This window comes from Gordonia amarae NBRC 15530, assembly GCF_000241345.1.
In the GTDB taxonomy this organism is placed as follows: Bacteria; Actinomycetota; Actinomycetes; order Mycobacteriales; family Mycobacteriaceae; genus Gordonia; species Gordonia amarae.
Map to the genome: position 1 here is coordinate 23,567 of NZ_BAED01000012.1, position 14,630 is coordinate 38,196.

At 69.2% G+C, this 14,630-nt stretch carries 12 protein-coding genes; 8 read left to right on the plus strand and 4 right to left on the minus strand.

Going from position 1 to position 14,630, the window contains the following annotated elements:
* Positions 1-13 precede the first annotated feature (13 nt).
* Complete coding sequence (locus GOAMR_RS03295) at positions 14-1,477, minus strand: condensation domain-containing protein (protein WP_005182729.1); 1,464 nt, start codon at positions 1,475-1,477, stop codon at positions 14-16.
* 567 nt (positions 1,478-2,044) lie between these two features.
* Between GOAMR_RS03295 and GOAMR_RS03300 the strand changes: the two genes are divergently transcribed.
* The 3 genes from GOAMR_RS03300 (at position 2,045) to GOAMR_RS03310 (ending at position 4,958) form a co-directional block, all read left to right on the plus strand.
* A complete protein-coding gene (locus GOAMR_RS03300; protein WP_005182730.1) occupies positions 2,045-3,040 on the plus strand; it encodes a daunorubicin resistance protein DrrA family ABC transporter ATP-binding protein in 996 nt (331 codons plus the stop codon).
* A gap of 137 nt (positions 3,041-3,177) precedes the next feature.
* Positions 3,178-3,972, plus strand: a complete 795-nt coding sequence (locus GOAMR_RS03305) for an ABC transporter permease (protein WP_040514243.1) — start codon at positions 3,178-3,180, stop codon at positions 3,970-3,972.
* A 41-nt stretch (positions 3,973-4,013) separates the two neighbouring features.
* Positions 4,014-4,958 (plus strand): glycosyltransferase family 2 protein, encoded by a 945-nt coding sequence (locus tag GOAMR_RS03310; RefSeq protein WP_373278760.1) that lies wholly within the window; start codon positions 4,014-4,016, stop codon positions 4,956-4,958.
* Between the two features lie 52 nt (positions 4,959-5,010).
* On the opposite strand, the gene GOAMR_RS03315 is transcribed toward GOAMR_RS03310, so the two are convergent.
* Positions 5,011-6,297: a glycosyltransferase gene (locus tag GOAMR_RS03315; RefSeq protein ID WP_040514217.1), complete on the minus strand. Its 1,287-nt coding sequence runs from the start codon at positions 6,295-6,297 to the stop codon at positions 5,011-5,013.
* A gap of 101 nt (positions 6,298-6,398) precedes the next feature.
* Here GOAMR_RS03315 and GOAMR_RS03320 point away from each other — a divergent pair, with 101 nt between their 5' ends.
* The 5 genes from GOAMR_RS03320 to pucL all read left to right on the plus strand — a co-directional run bounded on the left by GOAMR_RS03320 (position 6,399) and on the right by pucL (position 12,743).
* Positions 6,399-7,697 carry a glycosyltransferase gene (locus GOAMR_RS03320; protein WP_005182735.1) on the plus strand — a complete coding sequence of 433 codons (1,299 nt, stop codon included), beginning with the start codon at positions 6,399-6,401 and terminating at the stop codon, positions 7,695-7,697.
* Positions 7,694-9,010 carry a hypothetical protein gene (locus tag GOAMR_RS03325; RefSeq protein ID WP_005182738.1) on the plus strand — a complete coding sequence of 439 codons (1,317 nt, stop codon included), beginning with the start codon at positions 7,694-7,696 and terminating at the stop codon, positions 9,008-9,010. The genes GOAMR_RS03320 and GOAMR_RS03325 overlap by 4 nt, the downstream gene beginning before the upstream one ends.
* Before the next feature lie 13 nt (positions 9,011-9,023).
* A complete protein-coding gene (locus tag GOAMR_RS03330; protein ID WP_005182740.1) occupies positions 9,024-10,385 on the plus strand; it encodes a hypothetical protein in 1,362 nt (453 codons plus the stop codon).
* A complete protein-coding gene (locus tag GOAMR_RS03335; RefSeq protein ID WP_005182742.1) occupies positions 10,379-11,698 on the plus strand; it encodes a glycosyltransferase in 1,320 nt (439 codons plus the stop codon). The genes GOAMR_RS03330 and GOAMR_RS03335 overlap by 7 nt, the downstream gene beginning before the upstream one ends.
* Before the next feature lie 121 nt (positions 11,699-11,819).
* Positions 11,820-12,743 carry a factor-independent urate hydroxylase gene (gene pucL, locus GOAMR_RS03340; protein WP_005182744.1) on the plus strand — a complete coding sequence of 308 codons (924 nt, stop codon included), beginning with the start codon at positions 11,820-11,822 and terminating at the stop codon, positions 12,741-12,743.
* 93 nt (positions 12,744-12,836) lie between these two features.
* On the opposite strand, the gene GOAMR_RS03345 is transcribed toward pucL, so the two are convergent.
* Positions 12,837-13,694 (minus strand): SDR family oxidoreductase, encoded by an 858-nt coding sequence (locus GOAMR_RS03345; protein ID WP_005182746.1) that lies wholly within the window; start codon positions 13,692-13,694, stop codon positions 12,837-12,839.
* Positions 13,695-13,726: 32 nt separating this feature from the next.
* Positions 13,727-14,593 (minus strand): DODA-type extradiol aromatic ring-opening family dioxygenase, encoded by an 867-nt coding sequence (locus tag GOAMR_RS03350; RefSeq protein ID WP_005182747.1) that lies wholly within the window; start codon positions 14,591-14,593, stop codon positions 13,727-13,729.
* Positions 14,594-14,630 lie beyond the last annotated feature (37 nt).

Sequence of the window (14,630 nt, forward strand, 5' to 3'; positions counted from 1 at the left end):
AACTGGATCGGGGTCAGGCGGGCAGCTGGGCGGCGACGACGCCCTCGAGCGGGGCGTCCACTCCCTCGGTGCCGACCCGGGACAGGATCTCCACGGCGGTGTCGACGAAGTCGCGGACCGCGGCCGCGGCGGCGGCGGTGCCGGGGTGCCGGGTCGAGACGGTGATGCCGTCCGGGGTGCGGGCCACCCACAGGTACACCTCGCGGTCGGATTCGGTACGGCCGCGCAGGGTTTGGGCTTTGAGCCGGGCCCAGTCGGCGGCGCCGGGCACGTACCGGACGTCGAGGTAGGAGATGACGAACTCGGGGATGGCCTCGCAGCCGGTGAGCTGGGCGATCCGGGGATACGGATAACGGGAGACGGCCTTGGCGGCGCCGATCGCTCCGGTGGTCAGGTCCATTGCGCGGCGGAAGCTTTCGGCCGCACGCACATCGACGTCGAGGGGGCCGAGCCCGACGAACCAGCCGATCGCATCGACGTACCGGGGTTCGAACCGGGTGTGCATCGGCATCGCCGCCCGCATCCGCGGTTCGCCGGTGACGGCGCGGTGGGCGAGGGCCAGGGCGGTGAACACGGTCGTCTGCATGGAATGGCCGGCCTCTCGGCAGATCCGGTTCACCTCGTCGGCCTCGCGCGCCGACAGGACGAACTCGGAACCGCCGCAGCTGCCCGGCGCGTCGTGGGAGGTGACGGGCTGCGCCGAGGTCAGGCCGGAGTCGGGGAACCGCCAGCCCGAGGCCGCCAGGAAGGTGCGCCAGTGGGTGACCGCGGGGTGCACGGGGGTGAGCTCCGCCCCCGCCTTCCGGTCGTGGATGCCGTAGTCGAGGTGGCTTCCGGCGCAGGAGGACCGGGGCTGCGTTCCGTCGACCTCGGCGAGGTAGAACGCGCGCAACTCGCCTATGGCCACCAGCAATGAGTAGGCGTCGACGACGCAGTGATCGGCGGCCAGCACCGCGACGAAACGCTCCTGCCCACCGGAATCGGGGTCGAGGTCGGTGATGGTGACGGCACGGTGATGCGGCCAGGTCAGTGGCGACAGCTCCGCGTCGAAGGTGCTGGTCAGGTGCGCGGTGATCGCGTCGCCGGTCATCGCGCCGGTGACGCGGCCGTGGATGCCGATCGCGCCGGCGGGGTGCGTGTAGCGCCGGGTGATGCCGTCGGGCCGGCAGCCGACGGCCCGGTCACCGGGGAAATACTCGAGTGAGACGGTGCTGCGCAGCACTTCGTGATGCGCGGTCCACAGATACAGGGCGGTTTCGAAGGCGGCGCCGTCGAACGGACGGTCGATCTCGAATACCGCGCCGAGCCAGGAGTTACCGGCCTGGTACTCGGCGCTCCGCCGCAGGTGCATCTCATGGTCGAAGGTGGCCGGACGCAGGTCGACGACCCATTCGGATTCCGGCGCGACGGTATACGGCGCCCATTCGGTGACGGTCCCGGCGGGCAGCCGGTAGTCCGATAGCTCGGTGAATTTCATTGCTGTGGCGATACTTTCCGGTCAGGTAGAGCACAGGTAAGGCATTTGCGGAGCCGAGTGATGTCAGCCGTGACGCCATCGGTGAATGGCGCCGCTGCGCTGATAGGAGTTGCCTGGGGCGGGCGCGTCGGCGCACCTGCGAGACCCTGTGTCGGGGTGCCGGGAAGATCCGCGAGAAATAGTAAGCAGAGATAACCGTGTGATACCAGCGTTACCCGACCGTGTTGTTCATCACGTTGACGGATTTCCGGTGTGAACCGGAACTGGGGAATCAGGGCCGGCGGGGCCGGATTTCGTGTTACGGCCAGGTTAGCCGGATGGAAGAGGTTGTTAACCCTCGCAGGTGAGGTGGTGTGAGCGGGTGTAGCCCGTTCGGTTGACAGAATCTTTCCAAACGGGGCCTGAAGACCTCGGAGACAGGACCAAGGACCCTTGCTCAGGTGAAATCACGCCTTGCGGATCTCGAAGATTCTGCCTACGTTGGTCACCGTGTCGGGGGACGTGGTGGTCCTGTAACTGTGGTACGTCATTACCAAAATGATGACGTACCCCGATGAAGGGGAAATCATGTCGCATAGAGGTTCGTCCGGGCCGCCGGCGATCGAGGCCATCGGTCTCACCAAGATGTTCGGCAGGTCTGAAAATCGGACTGCCGCAGTAGATAACGTGGATCTGATCGTTCCCGCCGGTGGCGTGTACGCGGTGCTGGGTACCAACGGCGCCGGTAAGACGACCACAGTGAGGATGTTGGCCACGCTGTTGCGGCCGGATGCGGGAACCGCCCGGATCTTCGGTGCCGACGTTGTGCGCCAAGCGACTTCGGTACGCGCGATGATCGGCGTCACCGGTCAGTACGCGTCGGTCGACGAAGATCTCACCGCCACAGAGAATCTCGTGGTGTTCGGACGCCTCATCGGCTCGTCGAAACGAGCCGCGCGGGCACGAGCCCACGATCTTCTCGACGAGTTCGGGCTGACCGGCGCCGCGGACCGTCCCATCCGGCACTTCTCCGGCGGCATGCGCCGCCGTCTCGATCTGGCCGCGTCGATGATCACCCGGCCACGGCTGCTGTTCCTCGACGAGCCGACCACCGGGCTCGACCCGCGCACCCGCTCACAGATGTGGAACACCGTGCGGCAGTTGGTATCCGCCGGATCCACCGTGCTGCTGACCACCCAGTATCTCGATGAGGCGGACGAACTCGCCGATCACGTTGCCGTCATGGACCGCGGCAAGGTGGTCGCCGACGGCACCGTCGACGAACTCAAGGCCAAGGTGGGTGACACCCGTGCGGTGATCAGCGTCGCCGACGCCGGTCGTCTCGCCGACGCCGGGACCCTCTGCTCGGCGTTCGCCTCCGCAGAGGTCATCGTCGCAGGCCCGGACCTCAAGGTCGTGGTGCCGCTGCCCGACGTCGACAGACTGCCCGAACTGCTGCTCGCGCTCCGCGAGCGGACGATCGCCTACACCGGTGTCAACGTGGAGAAGCCCAGTCTCGACGAGGTGTTCTTCGAGCTGACCGAGGGTGCGCCCGCCGCCGAGAGCGGGGAGGAGGCCGCGTGAGCGCCCCGGTGCCCGGGCCGGTCACCGGCGACATCGACGCCGCCGCGGTCAAGGTCGCACTCGGACAAGCCGAGGCCGCGGTAGCTCACCCGCGCGATCGTGAGCGGGAAGACGCCCCGGATCGGTTCACCGAGGCGGTGGCCGACGACTTCGTGTTGCCGCCCAACCGGATCGGGGTGGCCGCGGCCACCCGGCAATCACTGACGATGACCGGGCGCGGACTGCTGAAGATCAAACACAATCCGCAGCAGCTCTTCGACGTCATCGTCCTGCCGATCGTGTTCACCGTCATGTTCTCCACCATCTTCGGCGGGGCCATCGCCGGTGACGTGACAAGCTATCTGCCGCTGCTCATCCCGGGTCTGCTCGTGCAGGTGACGGTGGCGGCCTCGGTGATCACCGGGGTGCAGCTGCGGGAGGACCTCGACAAAGGGGTGTTCGACCGATTCAAATCGCTGCCGATCGCCCGGATCGCCCCGCTCGCCGGCGCATTGCTGGCCAACGCCGTGCGGTATGTGGTGGCCACGGCCATCACCGTCTGCGTCGGCCTCGCCATGGGCTACCGGCCCGGCAGCGCGCTCGGCCTGATCGCCGCCTGCGGACTCGTGGTGCTCGTGGCCTTCACCCTCAGCTGGATCTTCGCGCTGCTCGGCGTACTGCTCGACAAGGCCTCGACGGTGCAGGGGGTGTCGATGCTGGTGATGATGCCCATCACCTTCGTCTCCAATGCCCTCGTGCCGGTCGATTCGATGCCCGGCTGGATGCAGGCGTGCGCGTCCGCCAACCCCGTCTCGCACCTGGTCACCGCCGCCCGGGAACTCGCGACAGACGGATCGGCGGGCGTCGAGATCGCCTACACCCTGGCCGGTGCGCTCGCGGTGCTCGCGATCTGCGTGCCCATCACCCTGCGAACCTACATGCGGAGGACCTAGTGACTGCGACCGTCCCGGACACCCCGGTGTCCGATAGCCCCGTGACCGTACGTCCGGTGCCCCAAGCCGGCGCGCCGGAGGTGACCACACAGCCGGAGCCCCGGCGGCCCCGGCTGTCGGTGGTGGTGCCCGCCTACAACGAGGCCGGCGTGCTCGGCGAATGCCTGGCCCGGCTGACCGCGCAGAGCGAGCACATCGCCGAGATCATCGTGGTGGACAACAACTCCACCGACGACGGCATGCGGATCGTCGCCGGGGTGATGGCCGAGCACCCGTCGGTGCGGATCGTGCACGAGACCAGCCAGGGCCTCGTCCATGCCCGCAACGCGGGCCTCGACGCCGCCACCGGCGACATCATCGCCCGCATCGACGCCGACACCCGCGTACCCGAACACTGGGCACGCACCGTCGTCGACTTCTTCGCCGCCGACACAGGGGGCACCTGGGCGGCGCTCTGCGGACGCGGTGAGGCTTACGGGATCCCGTTCTCCGGCCGCTTCGACAAGTGGAAGATCGCACTGCACCCGCTGTCCCGGGGCAAGGCGTCGACGGTGACCCAAGCGCCCGAACCCAGCGATGTTCCGGTGCTGTACGGGTCCAACATGATCCTGCGCCGCGACACCTGGCAGGCCATCCGTACCCGGGTGAGCATGCGCCGCGACGTCTTCGAGGACGTCGACATGGGACTGTGCGTCCGCGAAACCGGCGGCCGCAACGCCTTTCTCGCCTCCATCACCGTGGGGGTGTCGCCGCGCCGGATGGAGACCGGGGTGGCCTCGTTCGTGCGCTACATGTCCTGCCTGCCACGAACATTCCTGCTGCACAAACAGTTCGGCCTCGCCCTCGGTGCGGCAGTGGTGTATCTCCCCGCCATCACCGTCCTGCACACAGGCCGCCTGCTCCTGCTCCGCAGCTACGACACGGAATCAGGCACGTTCGCCGTGACCAACATCCTCCGGGAACGCACCGACCGCATCATTCCTTAACATGGCGCCCCCTCGCTTCGCTCGGGGATCGCGGGTCTGCGAGGGCCGCGAGTCAGTCCAGAACACGACGGCCCTCCAGACCTTGTTCGACGATATCGGCCGCAGCGGCGACTGCCTTGGTGGGGGAGATGAGATGACGACTCAGGGTTTCGGCGGAGAGTTTGGCCTCATCGGACAGGGCCGTCCGCAACGCCTCGGTCAGCGCGGGCGTGGTCACCCGCGACATCGGAAGGGACGCACCGACATGCACACCAACCAGAGCCCTGCCCCAGATGGGCTGGTCGGCACCCACCCAGGTCACCACGGTGGGCAGGCCGGCCCGCAGTCCGGCGGCCACCGACCCGGCGCCGCCGTGATGGATCGCCGCCCGGCACAACGGGAGCACCGTGTCGTGATCGACATGACCCACCAGCCGGATCCGGCTGGGATCGATGTCGGCGCCGGACATGAAACCGCTCCAGCCGCCGGCCACGAGCAGTCGCACATCCAGCGCCCGCGCGGTCTCCGTCAGCGCAGTCGCCAGCGCCTCCGGGTCGCCCGGGAGCATGCTGCCGAACCCGGCGTATACGGGGGCCGGGCCGGCGGCGATCCACGTCAGCAACTCGGCGGGCGTCTGGTCGCCGACGCCGGAGCGTTGCGCCGCGGCCAGATTCAGGAAACCGGTGAGCGGGCGCCGCGCACCCCACTCGGCGGCCAGACCCGGGAACAGGGCCGGGTCGTACGCCTGGATCTCCGGCACTCCGGTGCGCGCGATCCGCGTCGCGTACGGCCCCGACGCCCGCGGCAGACCGAGCTCGTCGGACAGTCGATGCTCCGCGCGGCGGGAGGCCAGCCACAGGATCTGTTCCCCGACAAGCCAGCTCGCGTCGGCCACCACGCCAGGCACGTCGAGTCCGAGGTGCGCCAGCAGCGATACCTGATGGTTGCGCCGGATCGGGCAATAGTGCAGCGGGAAGTGCGGGATGCCGCGGACCTGCGAAACATTGTGCGCCCGTTCCTGTCCGGCGCTGCCGGCGATGATCGCGTCCGCACCCTCGGTGAGGTCGAGCAACTGCTGTCCCATCGCTCGGCCGCCGCGCACGGTGATCTCCGAGATGGCCCGCACCCGGCGGACCGGGTTGCGCGACTTGAGCTCTGTACGGATGAGATCGGAGTCGAGGAGGTCGTGAGTGCTGCCACCGTACGGGTGGCCGGGCAGACCGGCCCCTTCGCTGAACGCGACCAGGTTGGGCGGGACCGCCATCACGACATCGTGCCCGCGCGAACGAAGTTCGGTGCCCAGGGCGACCGCGGGCTGTACATCGCCGCGGCTACCGCCCATCGCCATCACGATTCTCATTCGGGCCTCTCGTCGACGGACAGACGGTTCCGGGTCAGAACCTCTTGGGCCGCAAGTGTAGAGACGAACGACGAATTCGGCGCGATGCGAGGCGGTGTGCGATGAGAATCACGGTTGCGGTCAACGGCACTCGCGGCGATGCGCAGCCCGCGGTGATCCTCGCCGGTGCGCTCGCCGCCCGGGGCCACGACGTGCGGGTGGGCGTGCCGCCCAACCTGATCGGTCTCGCGGCGACGCTCGGCGTGACCGCCGGAAAATTCGGCCACGACACCCGCGCCCACCTCGAACGCGTGCGGCAGGTACGAACAGCGGCGGGGCGCAACCCGATCCGGCGGGCCCGGGCCGTCGCCGCGATCAACCACACCGGATGGTCTGAGACCGCAGCCGATCTCGGCGCGCTGACCACCGGCGCCGATGCGATCGTCACCGGGTTCACCACCGAGCTGATCGCACTGCCGTTCGCCGAGGCACTGGGGATTCCGCTGGTCAGCCTGCACCACGCGCCGGTGCGCCCCAATTCGTCGGTGGGGCCGCTGCCGCAGCTACCGGGCGCGCTGGGCGGTCCGCTGGTGCCGGCGCAGTGGAGTGCCGCCGAACTCCTGGTTCGGATGGCGACCCGGCGGCAGGAGGCCGCGCTGCGGGAGCGGCTCGGTGTCCGGCCCGCCACGGAACCGCTGTCGCGGCTGATCGAGGGCAACCCGGGTGTCGAAATCCAGGCGTACGACCCGATGTTCGCGATCACCGGCGATCCGCGCTGGGAGACCTCCGTCCGGCCACGGCCGGCCGTCGGGTTCATCGAACTCGCGCGGCAGGCAATGACAACAGCCACCGATCCCGCCCTCGACGCCTGGCTCGACGCCGGGTCCGCGCCGGTGTACTTCGGATTCGGCAGCATGCCGGTGCGGGACAGCCAGGCCACGGTGACCGCGATGATCACCGCCGCCCGCCGCGTCGGCCGTCGCGCCCTGATCTGCACCGGCTGGAGTTCGGCGCGGGTGAGCGTACCGGCCGGCGACGACGTGTTCTTCACCGACACCGTCGACCACCATGCGGTGCTCGGGCGGTGCGCGGCGGCGGTCCACCACGGCGGCGCCGGCACCACCGCATTGGCCCTGCGGCACGGCATCCCGTCGGTGATCTGCTGGTTCGGGGCCGATCAGCCGTTCTGGGGTGCGCAACTGCGTCGCGCCGGCGCCGGGGTGACGATGCCGGTGACCAGGCTGACCGCGGATTCTCTCGAAAACGCGCTGCACACCGTCGATACCGACATGGTGCGGCGCCGAGCGCTCAACGCGGCCCGCGCGATGGTGGGCGCCGACGTGGCACTCGACGCGGCGGTCACGGCCGTGGAGACCGCGGTCGGTGAACCGGGAGTCCCGGTGCGGAGGGTGGCGCGGTGAGCAGGCTCGGATCGGCTGACACGACCTACGAGTTCCTGCGCCGGGCACTCGGCTGGTCGGTGGTGCTGCAGGTGGTGTGGATCTTCGACGACGAGATTCCCACCGAGACACTGGCGTCGATGCACAAGTGGCTCGGCCAGGGGCGCCTGCACCGGCGGCTCGCCGCCGCGAAGGTTCCCGGTGCGCGTCCGCGCTGGGTGCCCGCCGGCGCCCTGCCGGAGCTGGTGTCCGATCACATCCCGGTGGGTCCGGATCAGATCGAATCGTGGGCGGGTACCGAGATGATGGGCGTCGACCTCGACGCCGGCGCCGGACGGTGCTGGCGGCTGCGCGCCGCCCCGACCGTGTCCGGCGGCACCGCGCTGTCGCTGTGCGCGCTGCACCTCGTTGCCGACGGCCGGACGCTGGTGCGCGCCGCCGGCGAGGCGATGGCGCACTGCACCGTCGCCGCGCCCGACGGCTCCGGCGGCGATCTGCTGTCCGAGGTGAAAGATGCGGTGGCCCAGGTTCTGTCGGCGTCCACCGCCGTCGTGGCGGCCGGGATCGGAGCGTTGGGTGTCGGCCGTGGCGGTGAGCCGGCTCTCATCGACAATCGTCCGCCGCGCGCCGAACACGCGGACCGGGCACCGCAGGCGTCTCCCGCGTGGGCGACGGTGAGCGTGCCCGCCGCCGACTGGGATGCGGCGGCCCGGGCCCACGGCGGCACCGCCAATTCGCTTTACATCGCCGTCGTATCGGGCCTGCTGCGATCGAGTTGCTATGCGCCGCCCGGTGATCCGATCAAGGTGGGCGTGCCGGTCGATGTGCGCGCCGGCGCCGGCGACGACTCCTCGAACGCGACGGCCGGGGTATCGGTGATGCTCACCGACGACCCGGTGCCGGGCGGATCGCTCACCGCGATCCGCCGCTCCTGCAAGGAGGCCTTCTCCGCGCTGCCGCGAAAGCGGCGGGCGCGTGGTGATCTGACCGCACTGGTGTGGCTGCTGCCGGCGACCTGGCTGATCGGCGCCGTCAGCGCGGGCAACGGGATGCCCGACGCGATGGTGTCCAATCTCGGCGATATCGACGACCGGGCCACACGATTGGGCGCCGCAACGGCCCGTCGCACCGCCTTCCGCGGAATGGCGCAGGGCGTCGACCCTGCGTTGCCGTACCGCTTCGGTGACGGTGTGCAGTCGTGGTTGCTGCGCGGCGACGACGAGATCACCTTCTGCGTGGCCGGTTTCGACGAATCGGTGTTCGGCGGCGGCCGGTTGCGCCGCCTGCTCGCGGATGAACTCGCCGCCTGGCGACTGACACATGACATCTGGTGAAAGGACTGTTCCCATGACGACCCCCAGACTGGCCGGTGCCGACGAATCGTATCTGCTCAGCGCCGACCTCTTCGGGCTCGGCGCACCCATCCAGTTCTCGTGGGTGTTCGGCGCCGACACCGATCCCGGCGCCGACGCCGTCACCGAACTGCGGCTCGCACTGGCCCGCGGCCCCCTCAACCGGGCGGTGTCCCGCACCCGGGTGCCCGCGGCCAGGGACCGCTGGGTGCGGTCGGCGGTGAGCGTGATCCCGACCCGCACCGAGCACATCGCCGACGACGAGGTATCCGACTGGCTCGACCGCAGACTGCGCACGGCCCGGCTCGATCCCGCGGAGGGGTCGGCGTGGCGCCTGGACGATGCCGTCACCGGCGACGGCCGGCGCGTGGTCTCGCTTCTGGTGTCGCACATGGTGACCGATGGGCAGGGCGTGTACCGGGCGCTCGATGCCGCGGCAGCTGGGTTGGCCGCCGAGCTGCCGCCGGCCGGATCGGCCCGCGGCGTGCGTGCGGTACGTGATGACCTCACCGACGCCGCACGGCAGTTGGGGGCCGCTGCCCGGGCGGTCCGGATCGTGGCGGCCGAGGCGGCGCGCGGACTGTCACAGCGCACGCAAGCGCCGCCCGCGCCGGTGCGGCCGGTGCCCCCGGACCCTGACGACTGCCCTGATACAGACTGCCCCGACACCACCCTCGCGATCGTCGACGTCGACCGCGAGACGTGGCATCGCCGGGCCCAGGAATATGGGGGTACCGCCAACAGCCTGTTCGTCGCGGTCCTCGCCGGCATCGTCACCCGCGCCGGAGTTCCGGTCGGTGAGGGACGCGATGCGCTCACCAAGGTGTGTATTGCGGTCAGCAGGCGCGGAGACGAGTCCGACGATCGCGCAAACGCCTCGGGCGGGGTGTGGATCCGCGTACCGGGCGAGGTGGAGCCGCGAATGGATCTGTCCGTCATCCGCTCCCAGAGCAAGAAGGCGTTCGTCGAGTACGCCGAGTCCGGCGCCGACCGTACCGCCGACAATCTGCAGGCGATCGTGCGGCTGCTGCCGGGAACGCTCATCGGCAAGATGATGCGCGCCATCCCCGGACCCGACACCACCGTCTCCAACTTGGGTGTGGCCCCCGAAACGGCGCTGACCATCGGCGGGAGTGTCGCGGAGCGGTTCTCGATACGGGCCATCATGCTGGGGGTGCCGCCGTCGGCCCGGCGCAAGCAGGGACCGGCGATCGCGGCGTGGGCGGTCGAGTACCACGATCGGATCACGTTGACGTTCTTCGGGATCAACCCCGACCACTTCGGTGACCCCGAGTTGCTGCACAAGCTCATCAGCACCGAACTCGCCGCCTGGGGAGTCCCCGGGAGGCCGTGGTGACCGCCGAAGCGGGGCGCAGCCATATCGTCGTCGTCCTGTACGGCAGCCGCGGTGATATTCAGCCCGGCGTGTGTCTGGCGCTGGAACTGCTGGAGCGGGGCCACCGGGTGTCGGCGGCGGCACCGCCGAATCTGGTGGAGTTCGCCCGCACGCTCGGCGTCGGCGAGGTGTATCCGATCGGCACCGACACCCACACCGCGTGGTCGTCGGACGAGGCCGCCGACAGCAGAAGCCGGTCACCGATCGCCCGGATCTGCTACGCGCTCAAGACTGTTCGCGACGGGTTCGCCGCGTTCGACCGGTCGCTGACCGGACTGTTCGTCGGCGATGACGCGCCGCTGCGGGATGCGGACCTGATCGTGGCGGCGCCGCTCTGCCAGGACCGCTGCCTGGCCGTCGCCGAGAAGCTCAGGATTCCGTTGGTGGTGCTGCGATTCGGTCCGATGTCGGAGAACGGCGTCCTTGGAGCCGTTCCGGGACTGACTGATTCATGGTCACCGGAATGGAAACGCCGGTCGTGGCGGCTGGCCGACCGGGTGACATGGCTCGCCACCGGCTGGAACGAGGCGTCGTTCCGGCGCCGGCTGGGTGTGCCGCGGGTGTTCGGTCCGCTGCCGAAACGATTGTCGGCGCTGGGGGTTCGGCAGATTCAGGCCTACGATCCGGCGATCGTGCCCGGGGTGGCCGAGGAATGGGGAGCGGTCAAGCCGGTCGTCGGGTTCTTCGACCTCGCGCCCGAGCACCGGGCCGCGCTCGGCGAATGGGGTGGTGACCGTGCCGAACTCGTGTCGTGGCTCGACACGGGTGAGCCGCCGGTGTTCGTGTCGTTCGGCAGCATGCCGATCGACGATCCCGACCACCTCATCGCCCTGTTCAGCGGTGCGGCCACCGAACTCGGGTGCCGGGTGCTGTTCACGCTGGGGGAGCGGCGCGGGGTCGATCCGCTGAATCCGGGCGTCTATTACGCGGGTGCCATGGACCATTCGGGGATCCTGCCGCGGTGTCGCGCAGCCGTCCACCACGGCGGTGCCGGCACGACCGCCGCCGGGCTCCGGGCCGGGCTGCCGACGATGATCTGTTCGGTGACAGCCGACCAGCCGTTCTGGGCCTCGCGGATCGCCGCGCTCGGGGTCGGATACGGCACCCGGCTTCGCGGACTCACCGGCGCGATCGTCCGCGACGGCCTGGGTGTTGTTCTCTCGCCTGAAGCCGCTGCCGCCGCGAGGCGGCTCTCCGATCAGCTCGTCGCGGCGGAGAAGGCCGTGGCCGCTGCGGCGGCCACCGTCGAGGAGGTGCTCGTGGCCGCGTCGTGAGGTGGTTCCGTGTCGAGCGCGGATGTTCCATTGCGCTAACTGTGCGGACACATCCGTTTAACCGGTGCAGTCTGATATGGACATCAACTTGGGGACGTAGCACCACAGAGAGGTCGTGACCATGTCCGAGAGCCTGTCCGGAAAGATCATTCTGTCCGGCAACCAGTACGGCAAGGCCGAGAATCGGGTGGTCCGGATCGTCCGCGACACTCCCCGCCACGAGATCCGAGACCTGAACGTATCATCTTGTCTCCGAGGAGATTTCACCGATGCCTACCTGACCGGTGAGCAGAGCAAGGTGCTGCCCACCGACACCCAGAAACACACCGCGTACGCCTACGCCAAGAAGGTCGGCATCAATTCTCCGGAGGAGTACGCGCTCGCCCTGGCCACCCACTACGTCGACGACATCGAACCCGTCGACGAGGCGCTGATCGAGGTGGAGGAATTTGCCTGGGAGCGGGCGATCGTCGACGGCGAGGAGCACCCGCACACCTTCGTGAAGGCGTCGGCGGAGGTGCGGACCGTCGCCGTCACCCATAACAAGGAGAACACCTGGATCGTCTCCGGCGTGAAGGACTTTGTGATCCTCAAGTCGACGGGCAGCGAGTTCAAGGGCTTCCTGGTGGATCCGTACACGATTCTGGAGGAGACCGACGACCGCGTGATGGCCACCTCGCTGGTGATGCAGTGGCGGCTGGCCGGCACCGATCCCGGTGAGCTCGGCTTCGACGGGTTGTTCGCCCGGATCCGGGAGATCGCGATCGCCACGTTCGCGACCGTCCATTCGCTGGCGCTGCAGCAGACCCTGTACCGCATCGGCGAAGCGATTCTGGAGGAGTTCGGGCAGGTCGCCGAGGTGCGGCTGTCGGCGCCCAACAAGCATCACTTCGTCTACGACTTCTCCGCGTTCGACGATGTGGAGAACCACAAGGAGGTGTTCCACGCTGATGACCGTCCGTACGGCCTCATTCAGGCCGCGGTGTCGCGTGAGGACGCACCCGATGCGGGCCCGGCGTGGGTGACCTATCGCAGCTGGCTGTAGGAAATCTGACGAACTTTCATCAGAGTGAGACATCGACGCGGCTGAAGACCGCGACCGCCGGCTGAGAACTCCTCAGCCGGCGGACAGGGTCTGCTAGACCCAGCTCGCCAGGGTGTCGGCGATCGGGGTGACCGGGCGGCCCAGCAGTGTGGACAGATCGCCGGTGACCAGCGAGAGCGCCCCCTCGGCGATCGAGGCGTTCATGCTCGCCAGCATCTCGACGACCTCGGCGGGCAGCCCGGCGGCGGTCAGACCGGCGCGTTCCTCGTCGGCGGTGATCGTCTTGTACTCCACCGGCTTGCCCAGGACCTGCGACACCGCGGCGGCGAACTCGGGGAAGGTCCAGGCGGAATCGCCGGTGAGCTCGTACCGCTTGCCGTCGTGGCCGTCGGAGGTGAGGACGATCGCGGCGGCCTCGGCGAAATCTGCCCGCGGTGCGCTGCTGACGAGGGTGCTCTCGCCGACGCTGTTGGCGACGACGCCGGTGGCCTGCGCGGCACCGAAATCGGACTGGAAGTTCTCGGTGTACCAGCCGTTGCGCAGGATCGTGGTCACCAGGCCCGAGGCGGCCAGGTAGTCCTCGGTGGCCTTGTGTTCGGGGGCCAGCATCAGCGGGTTGGTGTCGGCGGCGACGACCGAGGTGTAGGTGATGCGGCGGACGCCTGCGGCCACGGCGGCGTCGATCGCGGCCTTGTGCTGCGGGAGGCGCTTGCCGACCTCGCTGCCCGAGATCAGCAGCACCTCGTCGGCGCCCTGCAGCGGCGCGGCCAGCGTCGACGGGTCGTCGAGGTCGATGGTGAAGGTGGTCACGCCCTTGTCGGCGAGGGCTGCCAGGCGTTCGGCGTTGCGGCCGAGTGCGCGGATGTCGGCCGCGGCCACTCCGCGGGCCAGCAGGGCGTCGATGGTGAGGTTGCCGAGGGCTCCGGTGGCTCCGAAAACGGCGATGGTCATGTCGGTTACTCCTTCTGGATCGGTTATGCGGTTCACGCTGCTTGGATGGAACGGATCGAGTTGCCCAGGACCGTCCTGTCGATCACGGAGACGGCCGAGGACGGATCGTCGGCCGCGCCCAGGGTGAGCAGCAGCGGGACGAAATGGTCGGCGGTCGGGTGGGCCAGGCGGGCCGCGGGAGCCTTGGCGCGGAAGTCGACCAGCGAGTCGATGTCGCCGCGGGTGATGGCGTCGGCCGCCCACGTGTCGAACTCGTCGAGGGCCGTGCCGAGCGCGGGGTTCCGCAGGACCGCGAAGCTGTGCGTCATGAATCCCGAGCCGATGACCAGGATGCCGTCGTCACGCAGGCGGCGCAGGCGTTTGCCGAGTGTCAGCAGCGCCTCGGGATCGAGGCTGGGCATCGACAACTGGACGACGGGCACGTCGCCGGCCGGATACATCGCCATCAGCGGGATGAACGCGCCGTGGTCAAGGCCGCGATCGACCCAGTGGTGCAGCGGTGTCGTCGGGTCGAGGGCGCCCGCCACCTGCCGGGCGACGTCGGTTGCGTCGGGCGTCGGGTACTTGAGCGTGTAGTAGCGGGGATGGAAGCCGCCGAAGTCGTAGTACAGCGGGGTGTCCTCGTTGACGGCGGTGATGGCCGGCGGGGCGCTTTCCCAGTGCGCCGACACGATGACGATCGCCCGCGGCTTGGGCAGGGTCTGACCCCAGTCGAACAGGTCGCGCAGCCACTGCGCGTCGTCGAGGGTCGGCGGCGCGCCGTGGCTGATGAACAGGCTGGGCAGGGTGCCGTCGGACGGTTGCCACGGGCGATGCTCGCGCGCTTGGGGCAGGACATCGGCCACGAGATCGTCGTAGGCGCCTGCGGGGCGGGTGGGGTTGAACGGGTCCACGGACACTTCCTGAACACCTCCTACTTGAATGTTCAACATGAAC